Raw genomic sequence first — 22,563 nt, forward strand, 5'->3', positions numbered from 1 at the left:
TCTGCGATGTGGAAGTTAACCTCCGCAGATTGAAATTGCCCCGCATCGCTCGCTTCGACGGAGAGGCGGATCCATGGTGAAGAGGACGCAGGCCGAACCGGCGGCAGGCGGCAGGCCCGAGGACGAACGGCTCGGGATCGGCAAGAGTTTCACTTACGGCATCCAGCACGTCCTGACGATGTACGGCGGGATCATCGCGCCGCCCCTGATCATCGGCGGCGCCGCGGGCGTTTCGACTGCCGAAATCGGGCTGCTCGTCGCGTCGTGCCTGTTCATCGGCGGTTTGGCGACGATCCTGCAGTCGTTCGGCGTGCCCTTCTTCGGCTCCCGGCTGCCGCTGGTCCAGGGCACTTCCTTCGCGGGCGTGGCGACGATGACCGCGATCGTGGCCGATGGCGGGCTGCCCGCCGTGTTCGGCTCCGTGATCGCGTCCGCGCTGCTCGGCCTGCTCATTACGCCGGTGTTCTCCCGGCTGGTGAAGTACTTCCCGCCGGTCGTCACCGGGACGGTGATCACCGTGATCGGGCTCAGCCTGATGCCGGTCGCGGCCCAGTGGGCGATGGGCAACAACACCAAGTCGCCGGAGTTCGGCTCGGTCTCCAACGTCGGGCTGGCCGCGATGACGCTGGCGATCGTGCTGCTGCTCAGCAAGGTCGCCGTCCCGGCCATCTCGCGGCTCTCGATCCTCCTGTCGATCGTGGTGGGCACCGTGCTGGCCGCCGTACTGGGCAAGGCCGACTTCTCCCGGGTCTGGGACGGCCCGATCTTCGCGGTGCCGACCCCGTTCGGTTTCGGCGCGCCGACCTTCGACGTCGCCGCCATCGTGTCGATGTTCATCGTCGTGCTCGTGACCCTCACCGAGACCACGGCCGACATGCTCGCGGTGGGGGAGATCGTCGGCACCCGGGTCGGCAAACGCCGGATCGGCGACGGGCTGCGCGCCGACATGGCGTCCTCGGCGATCGCGCCGGTCTTCAACGGGTTCATGCAGAGCGCGTTCGCCCAGAACGTCGGCCTCGTCGCGATCACCGGCGTCAGGAGCCGGTTCGTGGTGACCGCGGGCGGCGTGATCCTGCTGGTCCTCGGCATGCTCCCGGTACTCGGCAGGGTGGTCGCCGCGATCCCGTACCCGGTGCTGGGCGGGGCAGGCCTCGTACTGTTCGGCACGGTCGCGGCGTCCGGGATCAGGACATTGTCCAAAGTGGACTACAACGGGAACATGAACCTGGTGATCGTCGCGGCTTCCGTCGGGCTGGGCATGGTCCCGATCGCGGCGCCGGAGTTCTACCACCACTTCCCGGTGTGGGTCGGCACCATCTTCCACTCGGGGATCAGCTCCGCCGCGCTCATGGCCGTCGTGCTGAATCTGCTGTTCAACCACCTGAAGCCGGGCAAGGGCCGCGACCCGTCGGTGTTCGCGACGGCGACCAGGGTGATCGACTACTCCGATCTCAAGGCCTTCTCGCGGCTCAAGGACGGCGACAGGATCGTCGACGGCAAGATCGTGGACGCCGACGGCAATCCGGTCCCGGTGCGGGACGCGGACGGCAAGCCCGTGCCCTACCGGATCGGCTCCGAACCCGAAGGGCACTGACGCGACCGGGCACGGTGGGCGAGTTCGCCGACGATGCGTTGCCATGCCGGTGACGCCTCGGAGATCCGGGACACCACCAGCTCGCGGTATCCCGGCCGCCCGCCGTCCCGTTCGTGTTCGATCTCCCAGGCGTCCAGGTCTTCGATGAGCCGGTCGAGACGGGGATCGCGCGGATCCCAGCCGACCGCCTGGTCGCAGGCCAGGTAGACACGCAGCGTCTCGGGATCGTCGAAGGCGGCGTTCTTGTCCCGCAGCCGCTCCGGCATGGCGCGCGGATCCAGCGCCTGCATCAGGATCCACGCGTCACGTTCGAGCAGCACCCGCTGCTCGCTGACGCCGAGGCCGCGCATCCGCTCCAGGAGGGCGACCACGCCGGGCGGCAGGATGAGCCGTTCGCCGCCGGTCAGTTCGGCGATCCGGTGGCGGTTTTCGGTGAGCCGGTCGATCTTGCGCCGCAGTTCGGCGTCGATGCCGGCGATGGCGGCGGCGAACTCGGCAGGCTCCGCGTGCAGCAGCGCGTCGACGCGGGCCAAGGGCACCCCCGCGTCCGCGAGCGTCTTGATCCGGATGAGGTCCACCGCCGCCTGGGCGCTGTAGCGGCGGTAGCCGGAGGCGTCGCGTTCGGGCTCGGGCAGCAGGCCGATGTGGTGGTAGTGGCGAACGGCACGCACGGTCACCCCGGCGGTCGCCGCGAGCCTGCCGATCGTGAGCACCCGTCCTCCTGTCCGTACGACCCCCCGGCCCACCACGCTACGACGTCGCGGATCGCCTGGACCACGGCATCGGGGCGGTCGAAGCAGAGCCGGTGGTGGAGTGTGTCGAAGATCACCCGCTGCTCCCCGCGGGAGAACCCGCTCATCCGCTCGGCGTCCATCTTCGTCTTGGCCTCGTTGATCTCCTGCGACGGATGCCCGGCGTCGGTGCCGACGACGGTGAGCGCGATCGCCGGGACGTCGGGGAGGTCCGGCCCGCCTCGCAGTTCGTCGGCGAGCGCGACCAGCCCGGTGCGTTCAGCGGCACCGGCGCGGAGCCATTCGTCGCTCACCTTGGCCTCGATCAGCGGCAGGCCCACGTCGTCCGGGTAGCCCGCGCGCAGCTCGGCGTGCATCGCGCGGAGGGCCTGGCGGTCCGGCTCGGGTCCCGGCCGCTCGGCCTCGGCCAGGCTCGCCGCGGGCGGCATGAAGTCGTCCCAGCGGGGGTGGAGGGCGTCCAGGAAGACCAGCCCGGCCACCTCTCGGGGGTACAGCTGCGCGAACCGATGCGCGTAGAGGCCGCCGAGGGAGTGCGCTGCGAGCACATACGGGGCGGCGACGCCCTGGGCGAGGAGCAGCTCGCGCAGTTCCGTGGCGACCGCGGTGGCGCCGCGGGGCAGCGGGAGCGCGTCGCTGTAGCCCGTGCCGCCGCGGTCGTACAGCACGGCGGTGGTGAACCGCGCGACCTCCTGGTGGACACCGAAGTAGTCCAAGCCGACCGCGCTCGCCCCCGGCAAGAACACGACGGCGGGCCCGCCGTGGCCCGACCGGTGTACGAAAAGGCGGCGGCCGTCGATCTCCTGGAACTCTCCGAGCGGGGGTGTGGTCGTCATGCGGCAAGGCTCCGACCCTGACGCAGGGTCAAGGTCAAGCCCGAAGACGGCGGAAATCGGCGATCCGACGCGCCCGGCGACCCGCCGAGGGTGCCGTTGACCAGGCGATCTGTATTAATTTGGGACGGCGACGTGTGCATCTCGGCAAGACCTGCGACAATAGACGGCGAGATCGGGGCATCGAATGGGCTCAGACTCGCTATGAAGAGCAGGTAGAAAAGTATGGCTCAGGGCAGCGTTAAGTGGTTCAACGGCGAAAAGGGCTTCGGCTTCATCGCTCAGGACGACGGCGGACCGGACGTTTTCGTGCACTACTCGGAGATCCAGGGCAGCGGTTTCAAGTCCCTGGACGAAGGGCAGCGCGTCGAGTTCGAGATCGGCCAAGGTCAGAAGGGCCCGCAGGCCCAGCGCGTCGTCGCCATCTGACTTTCTTCACGCCGAAGGCCTCCATCCGTACCGGGTGGGGGCCTTCGGGCGTTTTCGGGTACCGATATCGTCCAAGCATGCTTGTGATCGTTCGTGAGCAGTCGTGCGGCCGGACGCGGTGAGCCGCACCGCCCTGGAGCCCGAGCAGGTCGGGCGGAAGGTGCGGTTGCGCGAGGTCGGTCTCCGCGACCGCCGGGTCCTGATGGGGTTCGACCGTGACATGGCCCGCGAGGCGACGCCGCTGATCGGTGGCGGACACCGGCACTGGGCCTCGCACCGTTCGGGATCCTCGGGCGACGACATCCACTTCGGCATCGAGACGGTGCGCGGCCGGATGCTGGTCGGGTCGGTCTGCACCATCGGCGCCGACCCGGTGACCGGCCGGTTCGGCTACGGCATCGGGATCGCCCCTCGTCACCAGCGCTGCGGCTACGCCACGGACGCCATCACCGTCCTCCTGGCGCATATGTTCGGCCGGCGCGGCTTCCGCAAATGCGAGGTCACCGTGTACGGCGGTAACCTCGCGTCGCTTTCGCTGCACGGCGGGCTCGGCTTCCGCGAGGAAGGCAGGCTGCGCGACACCGAGGTGGTGCGCGGCGAGATCAAGTACCTCGTGCGGATGGGCATCACCGCCGAGGAGTTCGCCGCCCGCCCGTCGGACGACCTGCGTGAACTCGGCAGGCGCGGCCAGCACCGGCGGCCCCGGCGCGGCAAGCACTGGCGCACGCCCGCCGCGGTCAGCGGCTGATCATCCCGGATTCGTAGGCGAAGACGACGGCCTGGACGCGGTCGCGGAGGCCCAGTTTCGTGAGGATCCGGCCGACGTGCGTCTTCACCGTCCCCGGCGAGAGGTACAGCAGTCCGGCGATCTCGGCGTTGGACAGGCCGCGCGCCAGCTGCTGGAGCACCTCGTGTTCGCGTCCGGTGAGCAGCGCGAGCCTGTCGTCCGGTGGCGACGTGGGCAGGCCGGTGACGACACGGTCGAGCAGCCGGCGGGTGACGGTGGGAGCCAGGGTGGCCTCGCCGCCGGCGACCACGCGGACGCCGGCGAGCAGATCCGGTGCCAGCGAGTCCTTGAGCAGGAAGCCGCTCGCGCCCGCCTGGAGCGCGGCGTAGACGTATTCGTCCAGGTCGAAGGTGGTCAGCACCAGGACGCGGGTGCGATAGGCCGCGGCGATCGCGGCGGTGGCCTCGACGCCGTCCATTTCGGGCATCCGGATGTCCATGAGCACGACGTCGGGATCGAGCTCCGCGACCAGCGCGACGGCCTCGGCGCCGTTCCCCGCCTCGCCGACGACGTCGATGTCGTCCGCGTTGTCCAGGATCATCCGCAGGCCGGTGCGCACGAGCGTCTGGTCGTCGGCGATGACCACCCGGATCGTCATGACGGCAGGGACGCGCGGACGGCGAAGCCGCGGTCCGGCCGTGGTCCCGCTTCGAAGGTGCCGCCCAGTACGTTCACTCGCTCCCGCATCCCTTCGAGGCCGTGGCCGGTGCCGGACGGCGCTTCGGCCGCGACGCCGTCGTCGGTCACCTCGATCCCCAGTGTCCCGGGCTCGTACCGCATCACGATAGTCACCGCCGCGTCCGGACCGGCGTGTTTCAGCACGTTCGTCAGCGACTCCTGCACGATCCGGTAGGCCGCCAGGTCCACTGTGGACGAAAGTGGCCGTGGTTCCCCTTCGACGTGGAAGTCGACCGGCGTGCCCGCGGACCGGATGTCGGCGGCCAGCCGCGGCAGGCGTTCCGCACCGGGCCGGGGTTCCCAGTCCGGCTCGTCCTGGCCGAGCGCGCCGAGCAGCCGCCGGATCTCGCTCAACGCGGTCCGCCCGGTGTCGACGATGGCGTCCAGCGCCTCCCGCGATCGCTCGGGCCGCCGCTCCAGTTCCGCCTGGGCGCCCTGCGCCTGCAGGACCACCACGGAAAGCGCGTGCGCGACGACGTCGTGCAGTTCGCGGCTGATCCGGCCGCGTTCGGCGGCCACGGCCAGCGCGGCCTGGGTGTCACGCTCGCGTTCGAGATCGGCGGCCCGCTGTTCCAGCACCGACAGCCTGATCCGGCGCTGCCGCGTGTTCAGCCCGGCCAGCCACGCAACGCCGAGCGACAGGCCGATAGCCGGAAAACCGCCCCAGTCCTGCACTTGATGGTCTTCGGCGTCGGTGTCGGCCGGTGCCAGGCGATCGATGATGATGAGTCGAGGTGGCGTCGGGCCCGGGGTCCGCGTGTTCGCTTCGGACGCATAGAAAGACCACGCTCCAGCGACGAACAGCCCCGCTGCCAGCAGGCCTAGCGAAAGCCGGCGCGATCCCCAGGCCGCGACGGAGAAGAGGCCGATCAACGCCACGACGTCGACGGGTTTGAGATCGTTGCCCATCGCCAGATGCAGCAGCGAGACCGTGCCTCCGGCCGCGAAGGTGATCGTGGGGTTCCGGTGCCGGACGAGCAAAGAAGCCAAGGCCACCAAGGAGGCCAGCCACCACTCGAAGCCCTCCGGGTCATCGGCGGTGACCACAGTGGACAGTCCGATGAGGAGGGTCAGGCCGCGGTCGACGGCTCTCGGGTGATTCCTGAGGAAGGCCAGCACCAGTCGAGCGTAATCCCGCATCGGGCGGCGCGGATCCCTCTTACGGCAGACCCCGGGATACGCCTTGCGACAGACGCGCGAATACGTCGCCGGGCTCCAGGGTGGGGGAAGGAAGATCCTCGACAGAAACGGAACGCTCATGAGAAGGCTTCTCGTCGCACTGCTCGCCCTCGCCGGCATGGCGGCCATGGCGAGCCCGGCCGCGGCGGCCCCGCGACTGACGTTGCCACCGCCGACCGGCTCGCATCCCCTCGGTTCCACCGACCTGCACCTCGTCGACACCTCGCGCAAGGACCCGTGGGTGCCGTCCGGGCCGCGCGAGCTGATGGTGTCGATGTTCTATCCGGCGCTGCTGCCGATCGGCCCGAAGCGGCCGTACCTCACCTTCGCCGAGGCCAAGGCGTTCCTGACCGAATCGGGTCTGCCCGACATCGACCCCGGCCTGGTCTCCGGGATCCGGACCAGCGCGAGGGTCGACGCCCCTGCCCGGCCCGGAAAGCGCGCGCTCGTCGTCCTGTCGCCGGGATTCGGCAAACCGCGCACGACGCTCACCGGGCTCGCGGAAGAGCTGGCGAGCAAGGGGTTCGTCGTCGCGCTCATCGGCCACAACTATGAGTCCCACGGCACGGCGTTCCCGGACGGCCACGTCACCGAATGCGCCGCGTGCGGCTCCGACTCGAAACTGCTGCCGCCGATCCGTTCCGCGGACGTCTCCTTCGTCCTCGACACGCTGACCAGGCCTTCGTCACCCTGGTCGCGGCTGATCGACCGGACCCGCATCGGCATGGCGGGGCATTCCATCGGCGGATACAGCACGCCGACCGCGATGGTCGACGACCAGCGGATCCGTGCGGGTGCCGACCTGGACGGCAGGCTGTGGTCGCCGATCCCCGCGTCCGGGATCGACCGGCCGTTCCTGCTGCTCGGCCGCGAGAGCGAGTACACCCCGGCCGGTCCGGACACGACCTGGGCGGGCAGCTGGCCGAACCTCACCGGCTGGAAGCGCTGGATCAGCGTCGCGGCGGCCGGGCACGCGTCCTTCACCGATGTCGGCGTACTCGGTGAGCAGCTCGGCCTGAGCCAGCCCGGTCTGCTCGGTGGCGAGCGAGGCATGGAGCTGACCAGGGCGTACGTCTCCGCGTTCTTCGACAAGAACCTGCGCGGCGGGCATCAGCCGCTGCTCGACGGGCCGGTGGCGGGCAACCCCGAGATCAAGTTCTGGAACTATTGAGGGGTAAGGCAAACGTGTCGTTTCTCGGGCGAGACGGCGGGCTGGGTGACGCGACACCGCACTCGCGTGTTCAGACTCCGCACTCCCGTGTGCGGCATCCAGGCACGCGAGTCACGACCAGCCGCCGAGGTCACAGCCGTCCCACTGCCACCAGGGACCACATCCGACGGTAGCGAAAGCCTCCTTCACTACCGTCAGGGTAGGCAAGGAGGCCCTCACTGCCAGGAGAACGCCTACACAGAAGCGACACCCCCCGCCACGACACGTTTGACTTGCCCTCAATAAGAGCGAGAGACGCCGGTGAGGTCTTCGGAGAGCTCCCAGAGCCGCGCGGCCTCACCGGCGTCGATCGCATACGGGCGCACGCCCACCCACTCGCCCTCTTCGGCGGCGACTTCGGCGACGTCACAGTCCTCGCAGTAGAGCCCGCCCATCCCGTCGAGCAGTGGCGACGTCGCCGCCCAGACCTGCGTGGCCGCGCCCTGCTCCGGCGACTTGAAGCTCGGGTCGGCCTGGTCGCCGTGCTCGTCGATCCAGCCGCGCTCGACCATCTCCTCCTGTCGCAGATGCCGTTGCAGGGGAGTGAGGATGGCACCCGGATGCAGGCTGAACGCGCGGATCCCGTGTTCGGCGCCGAGCGTGTCCAGCCGCACCGCGAACAGCACGTTCGCCGTCTTGGCCTGGCCGTAGGCGAGCCACCGGTCGTAGCCGCGCTCGAACTGGACGTCGTCCCAGCGCATCGGCGAGGAGTGGTGACCGGAGGAGGACACCGTGACGACGCGCGCGCCGCCCGCCGCCTTCAGCGCGGGCCAGAGCCGGTTCACCAGGGCGTGGTGGCCGAGGTGGCAGATCGCGAAATGCGACTCCCAGCCGTGGCCGACCCGCCGTTCCGGCGCGGCCATGATCCCCGCGTTCGCGATCAGCAGATCGACCGGGCGCCCGGTGCCGAGGAACCCGCGGGCGAAGGCCTCGACGCTGGTCAGATCGGCGAGGTCGAGCTCGCCGACCTCGGTGCCGGGGATCCCGGCGAGCGCGGCCTCGGCGTCGGCCGGACGGCGGGCGGGGACGACCACGTGCGCGCCCGCGTTCGCCAAGGCCCGCGTGGTTTCCAGGCCCAGCCCCGAATATCCGCCGGTGACGACGGCGACCTTGCCCGAAAGGTCGATCCCGCTCAGTACTTCCCCTGCGGTGCTGCGCGCGCCGAAGCCGGACCCGATCTTGTGTTGTGAGGTGCTCATGGGGCGAACGCTAGGAGCTAGAGGGCACTCTAGGACAAGCGCTATCGTCGGCGAGGTGACGGAACTCGCGATCGGCAAGGTCACCGAGCGGACAGGCCTCAGCGTGCACGCGCTTCGCTTCTACGAGAAGGAAGGACTGCTCGCTTCGCCGGTGAAACGGGACGCGAACGGCCGCCGCGTGTACACCGAACACGACGTCGAATGGCTGCTGAACTGCACGAAATTCCGGGCGTCCGGAATGCCGCTCGCCACCATCCGCGCCTTCGCCGAACTCGTCCGGCAGGGGCCGGGAAACGAGGAAAAGCGGCTGGAGCTGCTCCGGGACCACCAGAACACCGTCCGCGACCGGATCGCCGAACTGGCCGACTGCCTCGAACTGATCACCCGGAAGGTCGAGATCTACGAGGAGCATGTCGCGCGGGGGACGGCGAACGAGCTCTGGCGGTAGTCCACAGTGGACAGACGTTGCCACCCGATCGGTGCAACGTTTCACCTGGCGATGGGCAGGAACGCCCCCTAAGCTTTGCCGCTCGTGACCTGCGAGGTGAGGCGATGCGGTCCTTCGGCGCGATGGATCCGGTCAAGACGGCGATCGCCGGTCTCGCCACGATGGCCCTCGGGATGGCGGCGGCGCTGAACGCCGACGCCCTGCCGGTGATCGGCGGCGGCGTCACCTATTCCGCCGAATTCTCCGACGCGGGCGGGCTGCGCGTGGACAACGACGTCCGGATCGCCGGCGTGAAGGTCGGCAAGGTGGCCGAGATCGACCTCGAAGGCGATCGCGTGCTCATCTCCTTCCGGGTGAAGGACGCCTGGGTCGGCGACGCGACGAGCGCGTCCATTCAGATCAAGAACGTCCTGGGACAGAAGTACTTGGCGCTCGATCCGCGCGGCGAAGTGATCCTCGATCCGGGCGACCCGATCCCGCTGCGGCGGACCACCGCGCCGTACGACGTCCTTGAAGCGTTTCGGGATTTGTCGAAAACCGTCGACGCGATCGACGTCGATCAGCTCGCGAAAAGCTTCGACACGATTTCGGCGACCTTCGCCGATACGCCGTCCGACGTCCGCGCCGCACTCGACGGGATCTCGAAGCTCTCCGGCACCATCGCTTCCCGCGACCGGCAACTCCGGACGCTGGTCGCGAACACGCGGCAGGTCTCGCAGACCCTCGTCGACCGCGACGCCGAGGTCCAGCGGCTGATCCAGGACGGCAACGCGCTGCTGCGCGCGATCGCCACCCGGCAGCAGGCGATCAAGGACCTGCTCGACGGCTCGAAACGGCTCGCGACCGCGCTCGACGGCATCGTCGCCGACAACGACGGGCAACTCGGGCCGGTGCTCGAACAACTCGACCGGCTGACGTCGATGCTGCAACGCAACCAGGACTCGCTGGCCAAGGGGATCGCCGCGTTCGCGCCGGCGATCCGGGTGCTGACCAACGTCGCGGGCAACGGGCGCTGGATCGACGGCTACCTGTGCGGGCTCGTCCTTCCCACCTTCGGCCCGCTCAACGAAAAGGGCTGTTTCGACAAGTGACGGTTCGAGGGCTAAGTCGTGACACGCGAGATACGCCTCCAATCACGCGAAATACGCCTCTGATCACGCGAGATACGTGTTCGATCACGCGAGTTCGGTGTCGGGGCTACTCACGAGCCCCGGACCCGTCAGGGCTTCGTCCGCCGCAACCAGAAGAGCCCGATCACCGGCAGCACCAGCGGGATGAAGAGGTAGCCCTGTCCGTACACCGACCACACGGTGGCGTGCGGGAAGGCCTCGCGGTCGAAGAGGCTGAACGTGCCGACGGTCAGCACGCCGAGCAGTTCGACGCCGCAGGCGGCCAGCGCGATCCGCCACCATCCCGCGCCGCGGCGGGCCAGTGCCACGGTGGCCAGGAGGTAGACGACGGCCGCGAACGCGGAGAGCGCGTAGGCCAGCGGGGCTTCGTGGAATTTGGTGCTGATCTGCACGGCGGCGCGTGAGGTCGCCGCCAGCGCGAAGATCGCGTACACGGCGACCAGGATCCGTCCCGGGCCGGAGGCCTTGTCCGCCGCGGTGTCCACCGTCTTCTCCTCGGTTTCCTCAGGCACTGGCGCCCGCCCAGACCTCGTGCAGCCGGAGCACCATCACCGGGATGGCGAGGCAGGCGATGCCGAGGATCGCGGTGCTCGACCGGGTGCGCTCGGCCAGCGCCCAGAAGGTCCCGAGCGGGAGCACGACCAGGCAGCCGATCAGATACGCGAGATAGGTGGCCATGCTGCCGGGGCGGCCGCCGCCGATCAGCTGTACGACGCCGATCACGAGCTGAGCCACCAGGAGGAGTTCGACCACGGCGAGGCCGCCGAGCAGTGCGTTGTCCGGCAGCTTCTTGCGTGCGGACTGCACGAAACTCCATATCGCGACCAGCGTCGCGCAGCTCGCGACGGTCACCGCGAAGCCTGTGATCACGTCCGCCTCCTTGACTGCTCCACCGGCGACAACGTACCTCCGTGCCGATCTCCGCCGGCGGGCGACCGGTGGCCCGCGTGGCGGGCGCCACGAGGGGCGGAAGTGGTCCAGACCGCGGGTGAATAGATCACGAAGCGCGTTGGGGTTGGCGTTCGGCCAATTCGGCGGTGGTTATTGTTTTCGGCGCTTCGACCAGGGATTACGACGTCGGTCCGTTCCTGTTACACACCGACCGGGTGGTTGAAATCCGAGTTGATCTCACGCTGGGTACCCCTACTATTCGGTAGGTTTCGAATTCACGACCCTGAACAGCCCATGCGAACCCCCGGTATGGCGGATTGGCCGTTCGCTATCCGGCGGGTGGAATATTCTCCATCGCGATGGTGCACATGGCCCATCCGATTGGTGCCAAGGAGGGGGCGCTCGATGGACGTCCGGTACGAAGCGTATTGCTTCGCCGATCCTCTGTTCTTCGATGAGCAGCGGGAAAACGGGGACGCCGCCGACGATTTCGCCTCCCTGTTGCCCGCTCCCGAGTCGGGCTGGCGCACCGGAGTGCGCGGAGTATGGCGGCTGCTGCATCCTGATGCTCGAAACCTTCCCTTGCAGGGCTGGAAAATCCACGTGTCCGCAGGTTTGGGCAACGCCGAGCGTGTGCTCGTGAAGGTGCACGAGCATTGTGTCGAGCACGAGGTGGCCTACAAGCATCTGCGTTCGCGGGGCACCGTGCTGGCAAGGAATTCGAAATACGCTCCGCGTGACGGAAGCGGAAAGTTGCTCACTCTTTATCCAGCTGACAACAACGAGCTCGAGCGCCTTCTCGTCGAGTTGTCCGCGAAGCTCGACGGGGAACCCGGGGCATACATTCTCAGTGATCTCCGGTATGGTGCCGGGCCGCTCTACGTCCGCTACGGCGGATTTGCCGAGCAATGGGTCGAACTCGACGGCAAGCGGGTCCTCGCGGTCCGTAAACCGGACGGCACGCTGGTCCCGGATAAGCGCGAACCGACCTTCTCCGTACCTGACTGGGTGACGATTCCGGAGTTCCTCGCCCCTCATCTCGCAGCTCGCAAGGGAGGCGGCGCGGATCGGTTCCCCTATCAGGTGAAAAGCTCGCTGCACTTCTCCAACGGCGGTGGCGTGTACCTCGCCGACCGGAAGGCCGACGACGAGCGGGTGGTCCTCAAGGAGGCCAGGCCGTTCGCCGGCCTGGACCGCGACGAGGTCGACGCCGTCGAACGCCTCCGCCGCGAGCACGAGGTGCTGGACCGGCTGAAGGGCATCGACGGCATCCCCACCGCCTTCGACCGCTTCACCGTCTGGGAGCACCACTTCCTGGCGATGGAGTACATGCCGGGCGTCTCGCTCGGCAACTGGCTCGCCCGCAACTATCCGCTCACCCGGCGTGACACCACCGAGGCCGACATCGTCGCGTACACCGAACGCGCGTTGGCGCTGATCCGGCGGGTGGAGGCGATGGTCGGGGAGGTGCACGACCGCGGCATCGTCTTCGGCGACCTGCACTCCCAGAACATCCTGATCGACGGCGGCGACGGCGAGGACGGGAAGGACGACTCCGTCTCGCTGATCGACTTCGAGATGGCGTCCGACGTCGAAGCCGGCACGCGGCCCGCCCTCGGAGCCCCCGGTTTCCGCGCTCCGCGGGACCGGAACGGGTTCGAGGTCGACGAGTACGCGCTCGCCGTCCTGAAGCTCTGGATCTTCTTGCCGCTCACGACGCTCCTCGAGCTCGCTCCGGCGAAGCTGCGCGGGCTCGCGGACTTCGTCCAGCGGCGCTTCGACGTCCCGGAGGGCTACGCCGACTCGATCGTCGCCGAGCTCGCGCCCCGGAACGGCCCTTCGCTGTCGAGCGAGACCGAACTCGACCAGGACAAGCCGGACTGGGCGCTGGTCCGCAAGCAGATCATCGAGGCGATCCTCGCCAGCGCGACCCCCGAACGCACCGACCGGCTCTTCCCCGGCGACATCGAACAGTTCCGCGTCGGCGGAGCGTGCTTCGGCTACGGCGCGGCCGGCGTCCTTCACGCGCTGAAAACGGCCGGCGGCGAGCGTCACCGGGAGCACGAACGCTGGCTGCTGGACTCGATCCGCCGCGATCCGCCGGGACGACCGGGTTTCTACGACGGCTCCTACGGCATCGCGTACGTCCTCGAAGAGCTCGGATACCGGGACGAGGCCACCAAGCTGCTGTCGGCGTCGGCGACGCTGGTCGAGCAGACGACCGACCACGGTCTGGAAGGCGGCCTGTCCGGGATCGGGCTCACCCAGCTGCACTTCGCGGTGGCCCGCAAGGACAACGAGTTCGGCAGGCAGGCACTCGCCACCGCCGTCCGGCTCGCCGAAGCACTCGAAACCGCCGACCCGCCGGGCGACTTCGCCAGGGCCGGGCTGCTCAACGGCTGGTCCGGTGCGGCGTTGCTGTTCGTCCGGCTGTTCGAGCGCACTCGCGAACAGGGCTGGCTGTCCTTCGCCGACCAGGCGCTGGAGCGGGACATCGAGGAGTGCGCCGAGTCCGACGACGGCTCGCTGCAGGTCCGCGACGGCGAGACCCGGACGCTGCCCTACGCGGGTGTCGGCAGCGCCGGGATCCTCATGGTCGCCGAGGAACTGGCGAAGCACCGTCCCGACGCGAAGGCGTTGAAGAGCCTTCCCGGCCTGCGTGAAGCGTGCCGCGGCGAGTTCGTCATCCATCCCGGTCTGCTGTTCGGCCGGGGCGGGCTGATGACCGCGCTTGCCATGGGCGCCGAACCGGACCGGCCTGTCCGCGACGCCATCGACCTGCATCTTTCCCGGCTGGCCTGGTACGCGGTGCCGTACAAGGGCGGCCTGGCGTTCCCCGGCAACCAGTTGCTGCGGCTGTCGATGGACGTCGTCACCGGTGGCGCGGGCGTTCTGCTCGCCCTCGCCGCCACCCTGGACGGGAAGGCCGCACTGCCTTTCCTGTCCCCCCGAACTGCCGGTCGCTGACGATCGGCGGAAGAGAAAAACAACGAAAGGGAACATGATCATGGAACTGGTTCTCGACCTGCAGGCCATGGAAACCCCCGAGGTTCTCGAGGGCGGCGGCGGTGGCAGCCACGGCGGCGCGAGCAACCTCAGCCTGCTGGCCTCCTGCGCCAACAGCACGATCAGCCTGCTGACCTGCCACTGATCGCAGACTGATCACCGAGGGTGCGGGAGCGGCACAGGCCAAGTGCGCCGCTCCCGCGCCTTCATTTTGCCTTCCGGTTCATCTCGTTGGGATCACGGATCACGAAGTGGGACGTGAGCCCTTCATCGCCGGAACGAGGGAAGGAGTGAGATGGCGGGTTCCGTTGATCGCCTGCTGGTCACCGTGACCCTGCTCGATCGCCCCCGCCTGATCGCGCTGATCCTCAGCGCGCTCGCCGGGACGGCGGCGGGACTGCTCCTGCCCGGTGCGCTGGCGGCGGCGGTCGACGCCGTCATCGCTGGCCGTCCCAGCCTTCCCGAAGTCTCCTGGCTCATCGTCCTCGGTGTCACCGAGATCGCCGTCGGCCTGATCGGCGGGATCCTCGCCGCGCGGATGACCTCGTCCGCGACGGCCTGGCTGCGCCGCAAGCTCACCGACGGCCACCTCGCGCTCGGCACCCGATCGACCTTCGCCGACGGCGACGCGATCAGCAGGCTCACCGGTGACTGCACCGGCGCGGGAATGGTCGCCTCGGTCGTCGTCCAGCTCGGATCGACCACCCTGATCTCCGGTGGGGCCGTCGTCCTGCTCGCGCTGATGGACTGGCGGCTCGCGCTCGTCTTCCTCGGCAGCATCCCGTTCGGCCTGATGCTCGCGCGCACCCATCTGAGGAACACCGCCGACGACGTCCTCACCTATCAAGAGGTTTCCGGCGAACTGGCGGCGAGAATGGTCGACGCGGTCGCAGGGCTCCGCACGATCGCCGCGTCGGGCACCGCCGACCGCGAGGCCGAACGGGTACTGCGGCCGCTGCCGAAACTGAGCCTCGCCGGCCGCGGGATGTGGCGCACCCAGGCCAAGATGGTGTGGCGGTCCGGTCTGCTGCTGCCCGCGGTGGAACTCGCGGTGCTCGCCGCCGCCGGTTTCGGCGTGATGGAAGGCAGGCTGTCCGTCGGACAGGTCCTCGCGGCGCTCGGCTACGTCGCGCTCGGCATGGGCCTGATCACCCAGATTCCTTTGCTCACCACACTTTCCCGCGCGCGCTCGTGTGCGCGGCGGATCAACGAGGTGCTCGACTCGCCGGTCCCCGAACCGGGCGACCTCGGTGTCGTCGTCGGGCAGGGCACGCTCGAACTGCGCGGGGTCACGGTCGAAGGCGCGTTGCGGGACGTCGACCTGCTCGTGCGGGGCGGCCGGTTCACCGTGGTCGTCGGCCGGTCCGGTTCGGGGAAGTCCGTGCTGGTCAACGTCCTCGGCGGGCTGCTGATCCCGGACGAGGGGACGGCGACGCTCGACGGCCGCCCGCTGGAACGGCTGCGGCCGCAAGAACTCCGCGCGGTCGTCGGGTTCGCCTTCGAACGGCCGGCACTGCTCGGCGCGACCATCGGCGACGCCGTCGGCTACGGCTCGTGGGCGGGTGAGGCCGCCGTGCGTGCCGCCTGCCGGTCCGCCCAGGTCGACGACCTGATCGTCCGGCTGCCGGACGGATACCGGACGCCGCTTTCGGAGACGCCGCTTTCCGGCGGGGAGGCACAGCGGATCGGGCTGGCGCGCGCGATCGCGCACGCGCCGAGGGTGCTCATCCTCGACGACGCCACGGCCAGCCTCGACACGGTCACCGAAGCCGCGGTGGAAGAAGCGATCGAACGCACCCTGCCCGGCCGGACGCGGGTGGTGGTGACGCATCGCGCGGCCACCGCGTCGCGGGCGGACGCGGTGGTGTGGCTGGAAGACGGCCGGGTCCGCGCGATCGGCACGCATGACGAGCTGTGGCGGAATCCGGCTTATCAGGCGGTTTTCACCGGCTCGGGGGCGGAGTAGAGGTGAGCATCGAAAACCGGACCGAGCACGACACGAACCCGCCCCGGCCGAAGGCCCCGCTATCGCGGCGGCGGGGCGCCCTGCCGGCACGACGCGCGACGGCCCGAAATGGGCGCCCTGGCGACGCGATGGCGGTCGCGGGTTCGCCAAGGGTCACCGAGGCTGCGCAATGAGCGTCTGGGGGCTCTACCGCTCGGCGCTGGCCGGGCAGTGGAAGGGCGGCTTGGTCCTGCTGGCGTGCTCCGTGCTGGAAAGCGCGCCCGCGTTCTTGTCCGGTCGCCTGGTCGAACTCGCGGTTGACGAGGGGTTTGCCGCGGGTCGGCCGGGCACCGGACTGCGTTGGCTCGCGGTCTTCGGGCTGGTCGCCGTGATCGGCGCGCTGGGGTCACGGCTGGTGTGGCATCAGCTCGGCAAGGTCGTCGAGCCGTTGCGCGACGCGCTGGTGACCGCCGTCGTCCGCGGGGTCCTGCACGATCCCTCGCCGCCGCGGAACCAGCCGGACGCCAGCGGCGTCGCCCGCATCACCCAGCACGTCGAAGTGGTCCGCGACGCCACGGCCGGGCTTCTGGTGCAGGCACGCGGGATGATCGTGACGACGGTGGCGGCGCTGGCGGGGCTGTTCACCGTCGCCGGCTCACTCGCGCTGATCGTCTCGATCCCGGTGGTGGTCGCGGTCGGAGTGTTCGCCTGCCTGCTCCCGTCGCTGGCCCGCCGTCAGCGGGCGCTCGCGCTGGCCGACGAGCGGACCGCCGAGGTCGCGGGCGCGTCGCTGTCCGGTATGCGCGACGTCGTCGCGTGCGGCGCGGAACCCCTGGCAGCGCTGGAACTCTACGACGCCGTCGACACGCAGGCGGATGCCGCCGTGCGGGTGGCGCGGTCCGGGGCGGCCAGGACGGTGGTGATCGCGACCGGCGGTTTCGTGCCGCTGCTCCTGGCGTTGCTGGTGGCGCCGGGCATGGTCTCCGGCGGCACGCTCACCGCCGGCGCCGCGCTCGGCGCACTCGTCTACCTGGCGACGACGATGCAGCCGGCGCTGCGCGGGCTGGCCGCGACGGCGAGCACCGTGGTGCTGCGGCTGATCGTCGCGCTGCGGCGGCTCGCGGAGACCGCGCAGGCCGAACCGGAACCCGACGGCACGGCCGAACCCGACGGGACCGCGATCTACGTGCGCGACCTGACTTTCAGCTGGGGAGCGGCGGCGCAACCGGTGGTGCGCGGCCTCGACCTGCACCTGCGGCCGGGGGAACGGCTCGCGGTGGTGGGGCCGAGCGGGATCGGCAAGTCGACCTTGGCCGGGCTCCTGACCGGGATGCTCGAACCGCAGTCCGGCCGCGTGCTGCTCGGCGGGGCGCCGGTCCGGGAGATCCCGGCGGCGCTGCGCCACCGGATGGTCGCGTTGATCCCGCAGGAGGCCTACGTCTTCGCCGGGACCGTGCGGGACAACGTCGGCCTGTTCGCGCAGACCGCGATGGACGGCGAACTGGCCGCGGCGGTGGCCGCCGTCGGCGCGGAACCGCTGGTGACACGCCTTGGCGGACTCGACGGCGAGATCGGGCACGGAATGCTGTCCGCCGGGGAGGCGCAGCTGATCGCGCTCGCGCGGGTGTACGCGAGTGACGCGGGCGTCGTCGTCCTCGACGAGGCGACCTCGCACCTCGACCCGCCCGCCGAAGCCCGCGCGGAGCGGGCGTTCGCCGAGCGGGGCGGGGTGCTGGTGGTGATCGCGCACCGGCTGACGTCGGCGTTGCGCGCGGACCGGGTCCTGGTGATGGACGGGAAGGAGACCGCGCTGGGCACCCATCTCGAACTCATGGACCGGTCCACGCGCTACGCCCAGCTCATGCACGCGTGGGCGCCGCGGCTACCCCAGCCCAGTGCGCAGTTCTTCCAGCGCGCTCCGGAGTAGACCTTCGACGGGGACCGGGCGCCGGGACTCGCGATCGACGAAGACGTGCACGAAGTGCCCCTCCGCGATCACCGTCTCCTTCGAGTACATCCCGACCTCGTAGCGGACACTGGACCGGCCGAGATGCCCGACCCGCAGGCCGACTTCGAGGTCTCCGGGGAACGACACCGAAGCGTGGTACTTGCACTGCGATTCCACGCACAACCCGATGATCCCGCCGGTTTCGATGTCGAGACCGCCGCGTTCGATCAGCCAGGTATTGATCACGGTGTCCATCACCGAATAGTGGACGACGTTGTTGACATGCCCGTAGACGTCGTTGTCCTTCCACCGCAACGGAACCGTCTGCCAGTGCGGGTACTCGTCGTTCACCACAGCGTCACCGACTCCCGCAGGATGACGGCGAGATCCGCTTCGGACGCCTCACGCGGCGCCGTCGCCAGCAGGCGTTGTTGTTTCACCGTGCCGGAAACCAGTGAGTCCACATCGGACTCGGTGTAGCCGACGGCGCCGATCCCATTGGGGATCCCGATCTCCCGCATGATCTGCCGCAGCACCGCGGGCAGGTGGTCCCGCAGATCGCCCGGCCATTCGTAGTCCGGCGCGAGCAGCCGCGCCACCCGCAGGTGCCGGTCCGGGGCGGCGTCGAAGGTGAACCGGAACGCCGCCGGCGCCGTCAGAGAGACGGCCATCCCGTGCGGCACCATCGCTTCGTCACCCGGATACCCGGACGGATGGAACTCCCGGACCTGCCCGGCGATCGGATACGCGTTGGCGTGCGGGATGTGCACCCCGGCGTTGCCGAAGCCGAGGCCGGCGAACGTCGCCGCGAGCGCCATCGCCTCGCGTGCCTTCATGTCGGAGCCGTCCCGCACGGCCGCGGGCAGCGCCCACGACAGCAGCCGCAGCGACTGCTCGGCGAACATGTCGGCCAGCGGATTCGAGCCACAGTAAGGAACCCGGTCCTCCGGGCGCTTCCGGTCGAACTCGGTGTACGGCTTGGCCGTGTAACTTTCCGCGGCGTGACAGAGGATGTCCATCCCGCTCGCGGCGGTGACCTCGGGCGGCTGCGAGACCGTCAGCCTCGGGTCGACCACGGCGAGGCTCGGCCGCATCCGGAGATGGCTGATGCCGCTCTTCACCCGCAGTGACAGCACGTCCAGTACGCAGACGGTGGTGCTCTCCGAGCCGGTCCCGGTGGTGGTCGGCACCGCGACCAGCGGTTTCAGCGGCGAAGCGGGCGCGCGGCCGCCGCCGACCGGGGCGTTGACGTAGTCCATCAGATCGCCGTCGTTGCTGGTCAACAGGTTCACCGCCTTCGCGGTGTCGATGGCCGAACCGCCGCCGACGGCGACGAAGGCGTCCCACTCGCCCTGTCCGCGGGCGAAGTCGACGGCCTTGCGCATGCTGACGTCGGTCGGCTCGACGTGCACGCCGTCGAAGACGACGGCTTCGATGCCATAGGTCTCGATGCCTTCGGCGATCCGTTGTGGCCAGCCCGTCGCGGCGACGCCCGCGTCGGTCAGGACGAGCACCCGGCGGGCGCCGTACTGGGTGAGGTCGTAGCCGATCTCGTCGCTCGACCCGGTGCCGTACTTCAAGGCCGGTGCACCGTATGTGAAAACAGTTTCACGTCCGGCGGTGGCTGAGGTCACGTTTTCGTGCTCCCTTGCTCGAACACGTTCCGAATTTCGGACATTCTCCCCGCTCCGGGGTTGCCGGAATCGGAAGATCGCTTGACGGCACCGATCACCGCCCGCCTAAGCTCTTCTCATTAGATACCAACCGGGAGCGTCCGTCGCCCAGACGGCCGTGAGGATCCTGACCGAGGCGCAGATCCACCGCGTGTACGCGGTGGTGGGTGAGTCCTTCCTGGATCTGCTCGACGCGCTGCAACGCGAGCGGTCGATCACCTTCGTTTCGGCGAGGCACGACTCCGGCGCGGCGTTCATGGCCGAGGCCGAAGGCAAGCTCACCGAACATCCGGCGGTGCTGCTCGCCGGCCGCGGCCCGAGCGCGGCGAACCTCGCGATCGGCGTGTCCACGGCGTACCAGGACGAGAGCCCCATGGTGGTCCTCCTGGAGAACCCGCCGTCGGAACCCGGGCCGACGAGCGAGCTGCCCACCGCCGACCTGACCGCGATGCTCGAACCCCTCGCCAAGTGGACCGGCCGCGCGGAATCCCCGGACGAGGTCCCCGGCCTGCTGGTCGAGGCCCTGAACCGCTGCCGCGAAGGGCGGCCGGGTCCCACGATCGTCGCCGTCCCCGCCGACTTCTGGGGTGTTCCGTTCGATTCGGCCAAACCGGTCGCCTCCGTGCGCCCGCCGGCCACCGGCGCGCTCGGCCGGACCGCGGAGGCGGTCGCGCAGCTGGTCGACGAGGCCCGCTACCCGGTGGTGATCGTCGGCGGCCGGGCCCGCGCGGCACGCGACGAGCTGATCGCCGTCGCCGACGAACTCGCGCTCCCGGTGTACAACGCGTTCCGCCGTCAGGACGCCTTCCCCGAGAACCACGCGCGCTACGCGGGCCACCTCGGCATCGGCATCCCAGCGCGGCAGCTCGACGCGCTGGAACGCGCCGACCTCGTGCTCGCGCTGGGCACGCAGCTCGACGAGGTCACCACGCAGTCCTTCCGCTATCCGACGCCGTCGCAGACGTTGGTGCTGGTCGGCACCGGGATCGAGCCCGCCCGCCGCGGCGGCCTGACCTTCCGCGTCGACTCCGAGGTCGAGCCGTTCCTGCGGGAACTGCGCAACGTCGCCTCGCCACGGCAGCGGCGCGCGTCGGCCGCGAACGCCGCCGTGCACACCTTCATGACCCCGCCCGACACCAGCGGCGCCACCCGCATCCATCCCGCCGACGTCATCCGCGCGGTGCGCAAACTCGCGCCCGAAGACGCGATCGTGACCAGCGACGCGGGCAACTTCGCCCAGTTCATGCACCGCTACTGGTGTTTCACCGCCCCGCGCAGCCAGCTCGGGCCGAGCAACGCGGCCATGGGCTACGCCGTTCCCGCGGCGGTCGCGGCGAAGCTCGCCGAGCCGCGCCGGACGGTGATCGCGATGGTCGGCGACGGCGGCGCGCTGATGACCGGGCAGGAGATCGAGACCGCCGTCCGCTACCGGGTGCCGGTGACCGTCCTGGTGTTCCAGAACGGACTGCACGGCCCGCTCGCGGTGCATCAGGCGCGCAAACACGGACGGCTCACCGGGGTCACCGTCCCCGTCACCGACTTCGCGTCCTGGGCACGCGGCCTCGGCGCCGCCGGATACACCGTGGACGACCCGGTGGAACTGGAGCCGATCATCGCGAGCGCGCTGGTCCGGCAACGGCCGTGCGTCATCGACATCAGGACGGATCCGGACGTGGTGGCCCCGGACATCCGGCTGACGAGCCTCCTGGGCGCCGCGAGGCCGCAGCAGGGCGGCCAGTAGGCGCCGCCGCGCCGGCGACCGGGCGGTACTTTTCTCAGGGGATACACAGAAACCCTTGTCGGACAGCCTTCACCTGCTCCAAAAGGTGGGAAAGCGGTGACGACTCGGCCGACTTTCGGTCGCGGAGACCGGATTTTGTCGGTCGGCCGTGGCACAATCGCCGCAACACCGAGAGAGTCCGATATGGACCGAAGCGATCACCGGTGGGGTTGTTGGCACGCAGTACTTAACGTCGTACTACGAGCGTTGTGTTGACACTGGGAGAAAACATGGCTGACGAGACGAAGCCACAGGACAAGTCCGTTTCCGGCGTGGTGCCGGTGCAGTTCAGTGCGGACGCGGAGACCCACGACATCGCCGTCGTGCCCACGAACCGGGAGGCGTTGCGCCGTTCACCGTTCGGCGCCGAGGCACCGCTGCGCGCGGCGAGTGGCGAATAGCCGCGAGGGCCGGGCGGTGAGGAGCGGGGCCGCGAGGGTAGAGTGCGGGTCGGCACACCCGGGTGATGAGTCTTGTCCGCCTGCATAGGGTGTGCTTTACTGATTCAGGTCTCGTTTTTTGTGTTCGTGTTGGTTCACGCTCGCAGAACTCAGCGGGCGTAGTGTCTCCTCGTGTTTCCGGGGAAGCAAACCGTCTGGTCATGACCCGGGCTGCCGACGTGGCTTCCTGTTTGTTTGTGTTGCATATGGAGATTTTATGACTCAGGGCACTGTGAAGTGGTTCAACTCCGAGAAGGGGTTCGGCTTCATCACTCCCGACAACGGCGGCGGCGACGTCTTCGTGCACTACAGCGAGATCCAGGGCAATGGCTTCCGCAGCCTTGACGAGAACGCCCGCGTGGAGTTCGAGATCGGGCAGGGCGCGAAGGGTCCGCAGGCCACCTCGGTCACCGTGATCTGATCCAGGTTTTCCAAGCAGGGCCGTCTTCCCTCGGGGAGGCGGCCCTGCTGCTTTTCCAGGGCGGCCCGGTCGTGAGTGGCGATTCGGCGCACTCGCGTATCCAGACACGCGAGTTACGTTTCCAAGCACGCGAGTCACGCTTCTGAACACGCGAGTTACGTGTCTGAGCACGCGAGTCACGTTCCTGAGCACGCGAATCACGCCTCGCTCTACCCGCCACCGT

At 69.4% G+C, this 22,563-nt stretch carries 22 protein-coding genes; 13 read left to right on the forward strand and 9 right to left on the reverse strand.

What is annotated here, in order from left to right:
* Nucleotides 1-73 precede the first annotated feature (73 nt).
* Nucleotides 74-1,594: a nucleobase:cation symporter-2 family protein gene (locus ACLJO0_RS07425; RefSeq protein WP_410577159.1), complete on the forward strand. Its 1,521-nt coding sequence runs from the start codon at nucleotides 74-76 to the stop codon at nucleotides 1,592-1,594.
* On the opposite strand, the gene ACLJO0_RS07430 is transcribed toward ACLJO0_RS07425, so the two are convergent.
* Together ACLJO0_RS07430 and ACLJO0_RS07435 are read right to left on the reverse strand one after the other, a co-directional pair.
* Nucleotides 1,561-2,307, reverse strand: coding sequence for a MerR family transcriptional regulator (locus ACLJO0_RS07430; RefSeq protein ID WP_410577160.1), 747 nt, complete (start codon nucleotides 2,305-2,307; stop codon nucleotides 1,561-1,563). The genes ACLJO0_RS07425 and ACLJO0_RS07430 overlap by 34 nt on opposite strands.
* The gene (locus ACLJO0_RS07435; protein WP_410577161.1) at nucleotides 2,268-3,179 is read right to left on the reverse strand and encodes an alpha/beta fold hydrolase; all 912 of its coding nucleotides are present in this window, start codon (nucleotides 3,177-3,179) and stop codon (nucleotides 2,268-2,270) included. Before ACLJO0_RS07435 ends, ACLJO0_RS07430 begins: the two co-directional genes overlap by 40 nt.
* A 222-nt stretch (nucleotides 3,180-3,401) precedes the next feature.
* On the opposite strand from ACLJO0_RS07435, the gene ACLJO0_RS07440 reads away from it, so the two are divergent.
* The gene (locus tag ACLJO0_RS07440; RefSeq protein ID WP_005149851.1) at nucleotides 3,402-3,605 is read left to right on the forward strand and encodes a cold-shock protein; all 204 of its coding nucleotides are present in this window, start codon (nucleotides 3,402-3,404) and stop codon (nucleotides 3,603-3,605) included.
* Nucleotides 3,606-3,708: 103 nt separating this feature from the next.
* A complete protein-coding gene (locus tag ACLJO0_RS07445; RefSeq protein WP_410577162.1) occupies nucleotides 3,709-4,353 on the forward strand; it encodes a GNAT family N-acetyltransferase in 645 nt (214 codons plus the stop codon).
* Here ACLJO0_RS07445 and ACLJO0_RS07450 read toward each other — a convergent pair.
* Together ACLJO0_RS07450 and ACLJO0_RS07455 are read right to left on the reverse strand one after the other, a co-directional pair.
* A complete protein-coding gene (locus ACLJO0_RS07450; RefSeq protein WP_410577163.1) occupies nucleotides 4,343-4,990 on the reverse strand; it encodes a response regulator in 648 nt (215 codons plus the stop codon). The two genes, ACLJO0_RS07445 and ACLJO0_RS07450, sit on opposite strands and share 11 nt — an antisense overlap.
* Complete coding sequence (locus tag ACLJO0_RS07455) at nucleotides 4,987-6,189, reverse strand: sensor histidine kinase (protein ID WP_410577164.1); 1,203 nt, start codon at nucleotides 6,187-6,189, stop codon at nucleotides 4,987-4,989. The genes ACLJO0_RS07450 and ACLJO0_RS07455 overlap by 4 nt, the downstream gene beginning before the upstream one ends.
* 139 nt (nucleotides 6,190-6,328) lie before the next feature.
* Here ACLJO0_RS07455 and ACLJO0_RS07460 point away from each other — a divergent pair, with 139 nt between their 5' ends.
* Nucleotides 6,329-7,420: an alpha/beta hydrolase family protein gene (locus ACLJO0_RS07460; RefSeq protein WP_410577165.1), complete on the forward strand. Its 1,092-nt coding sequence runs from the start codon at nucleotides 6,329-6,331 to the stop codon at nucleotides 7,418-7,420.
* Nucleotides 7,421-7,698: 278 nt separating this feature from the next.
* Here the strand turns inward: ACLJO0_RS07460 and ACLJO0_RS07465 are convergent, their stop codons facing one another.
* Nucleotides 7,699-8,658 carry an SDR family NAD(P)-dependent oxidoreductase gene (locus ACLJO0_RS07465; protein ID WP_410577166.1) on the reverse strand — a complete coding sequence of 320 codons (960 nt, stop codon included), beginning with the start codon at nucleotides 8,656-8,658 and terminating at the stop codon, nucleotides 7,699-7,701.
* 55 nt (nucleotides 8,659-8,713) lie between these two features.
* Between ACLJO0_RS07465 and ACLJO0_RS07470 the strand changes: the two genes are divergently transcribed.
* Nucleotides 8,714-9,106, forward strand: coding sequence for a MerR family transcriptional regulator (locus ACLJO0_RS07470; protein ID WP_410577167.1), 393 nt, complete (start codon nucleotides 8,714-8,716; stop codon nucleotides 9,104-9,106).
* Between the two features lie 104 nt (nucleotides 9,107-9,210).
* Nucleotides 9,211-10,197, forward strand: a complete 987-nt coding sequence (locus ACLJO0_RS07475) for an MCE family protein (RefSeq protein WP_410577168.1) — start codon at nucleotides 9,211-9,213, stop codon at nucleotides 10,195-10,197.
* Between the two features lie 128 nt (nucleotides 10,198-10,325).
* Here ACLJO0_RS07475 and ACLJO0_RS07480 read toward each other — a convergent pair whose 3' ends face one another.
* Entirely contained in the window at nucleotides 10,326-10,748 is a 423-nt protein-coding gene (locus ACLJO0_RS07480; RefSeq protein ID WP_410577169.1) for a hypothetical protein, read from the reverse strand.
* Entirely contained in the window at nucleotides 10,741-11,106 is a 366-nt protein-coding gene (locus ACLJO0_RS07485) for a hypothetical protein (RefSeq protein ID WP_410577170.1), read from the reverse strand. Before ACLJO0_RS07485 ends, ACLJO0_RS07480 begins: the two co-directional genes overlap by 8 nt.
* A gap of 426 nt (nucleotides 11,107-11,532) precedes the next feature.
* Here ACLJO0_RS07485 and lanKC point away from each other — a divergent pair, with 426 nt between their 5' ends.
* The 4 genes from lanKC (at nucleotide 11,533) to ACLJO0_RS07505 (ending at nucleotide 18,005) form a co-directional block, all read left to right on the forward strand.
* The gene (gene lanKC / locus ACLJO0_RS07490; protein ID WP_410577171.1) at nucleotides 11,533-14,094 is read left to right on the forward strand and encodes a class III lanthionine synthetase LanKC; all 2,562 of its coding nucleotides are present in this window, start codon (nucleotides 11,533-11,535) and stop codon (nucleotides 14,092-14,094) included.
* Nucleotides 14,095-14,134: 40 nt separating this feature from the next.
* The gene (locus ACLJO0_RS07495) at nucleotides 14,135-14,278 is read left to right on the forward strand and encodes a SapB/AmfS family lanthipeptide (RefSeq protein ID WP_125791496.1); all 144 of its coding nucleotides are present in this window, start codon (nucleotides 14,135-14,137) and stop codon (nucleotides 14,276-14,278) included.
* A 150-nt stretch (nucleotides 14,279-14,428) separates the two neighbouring features.
* Complete coding sequence (locus ACLJO0_RS07500; RefSeq protein ID WP_410577172.1) at nucleotides 14,429-16,099, forward strand: ABC transporter ATP-binding protein; 1,671 nt, start codon at nucleotides 14,429-14,431, stop codon at nucleotides 16,097-16,099.
* Between the two features lie 169 nt (nucleotides 16,100-16,268).
* Nucleotides 16,269-18,005: an ABC transporter ATP-binding protein gene (locus ACLJO0_RS07505; protein ID WP_410577173.1), complete on the forward strand. Its 1,737-nt coding sequence runs from the start codon at nucleotides 16,269-16,271 to the stop codon at nucleotides 18,003-18,005.
* Here the strand turns inward: ACLJO0_RS07505 and ACLJO0_RS07510 are convergent.
* Nucleotides 17,961-18,380 (reverse strand): acyl-CoA thioesterase, encoded by a 420-nt coding sequence (locus tag ACLJO0_RS07510; protein ID WP_410577174.1) that lies wholly within the window; start codon nucleotides 18,378-18,380, stop codon nucleotides 17,961-17,963. The genes ACLJO0_RS07505 and ACLJO0_RS07510 overlap by 45 nt on opposite strands.
* Nucleotides 18,374-19,606: a hydroxyacid-oxoacid transhydrogenase gene (locus ACLJO0_RS07515; RefSeq protein ID WP_410577175.1), complete on the reverse strand. Its 1,233-nt coding sequence runs from the start codon at nucleotides 19,604-19,606 to the stop codon at nucleotides 18,374-18,376. The genes ACLJO0_RS07510 and ACLJO0_RS07515 overlap by 7 nt, the downstream gene beginning before the upstream one ends.
* Nucleotides 19,607-19,778: 172 nt before the next feature.
* Between ACLJO0_RS07515 and ACLJO0_RS07520 the strand changes: the two genes are divergently transcribed.
* The 3 genes from ACLJO0_RS07520 (at nucleotide 19,779) to ACLJO0_RS07530 (ending at nucleotide 22,340) form a co-directional block, all read left to right on the forward strand.
* The gene (locus ACLJO0_RS07520) at nucleotides 19,779-21,440 is read left to right on the forward strand and encodes a thiamine pyrophosphate-binding protein (protein ID WP_410578193.1); all 1,662 of its coding nucleotides are present in this window, start codon (nucleotides 19,779-19,781) and stop codon (nucleotides 21,438-21,440) included.
* A 269-nt stretch (nucleotides 21,441-21,709) separates the two neighbouring features.
* Nucleotides 21,710-21,880, forward strand: a complete 171-nt coding sequence (locus ACLJO0_RS07525; protein ID WP_199748644.1) for a hypothetical protein — start codon at nucleotides 21,710-21,712, stop codon at nucleotides 21,878-21,880.
* A 256-nt stretch (nucleotides 21,881-22,136) separates the two neighbouring features.
* A complete protein-coding gene (locus ACLJO0_RS07530) occupies nucleotides 22,137-22,340 on the forward strand; it encodes a cold-shock protein (RefSeq protein ID WP_020669547.1) in 204 nt (67 codons plus the stop codon).
* Nucleotides 22,341-22,563: the final 223 nt, after the last annotated feature.

The organism is Amycolatopsis sp. lyj-108 (assembly GCF_046549005.1).
Taxonomy (GTDB): domain Bacteria; phylum Actinomycetota; class Actinomycetes; order Mycobacteriales; family Pseudonocardiaceae; genus Amycolatopsis.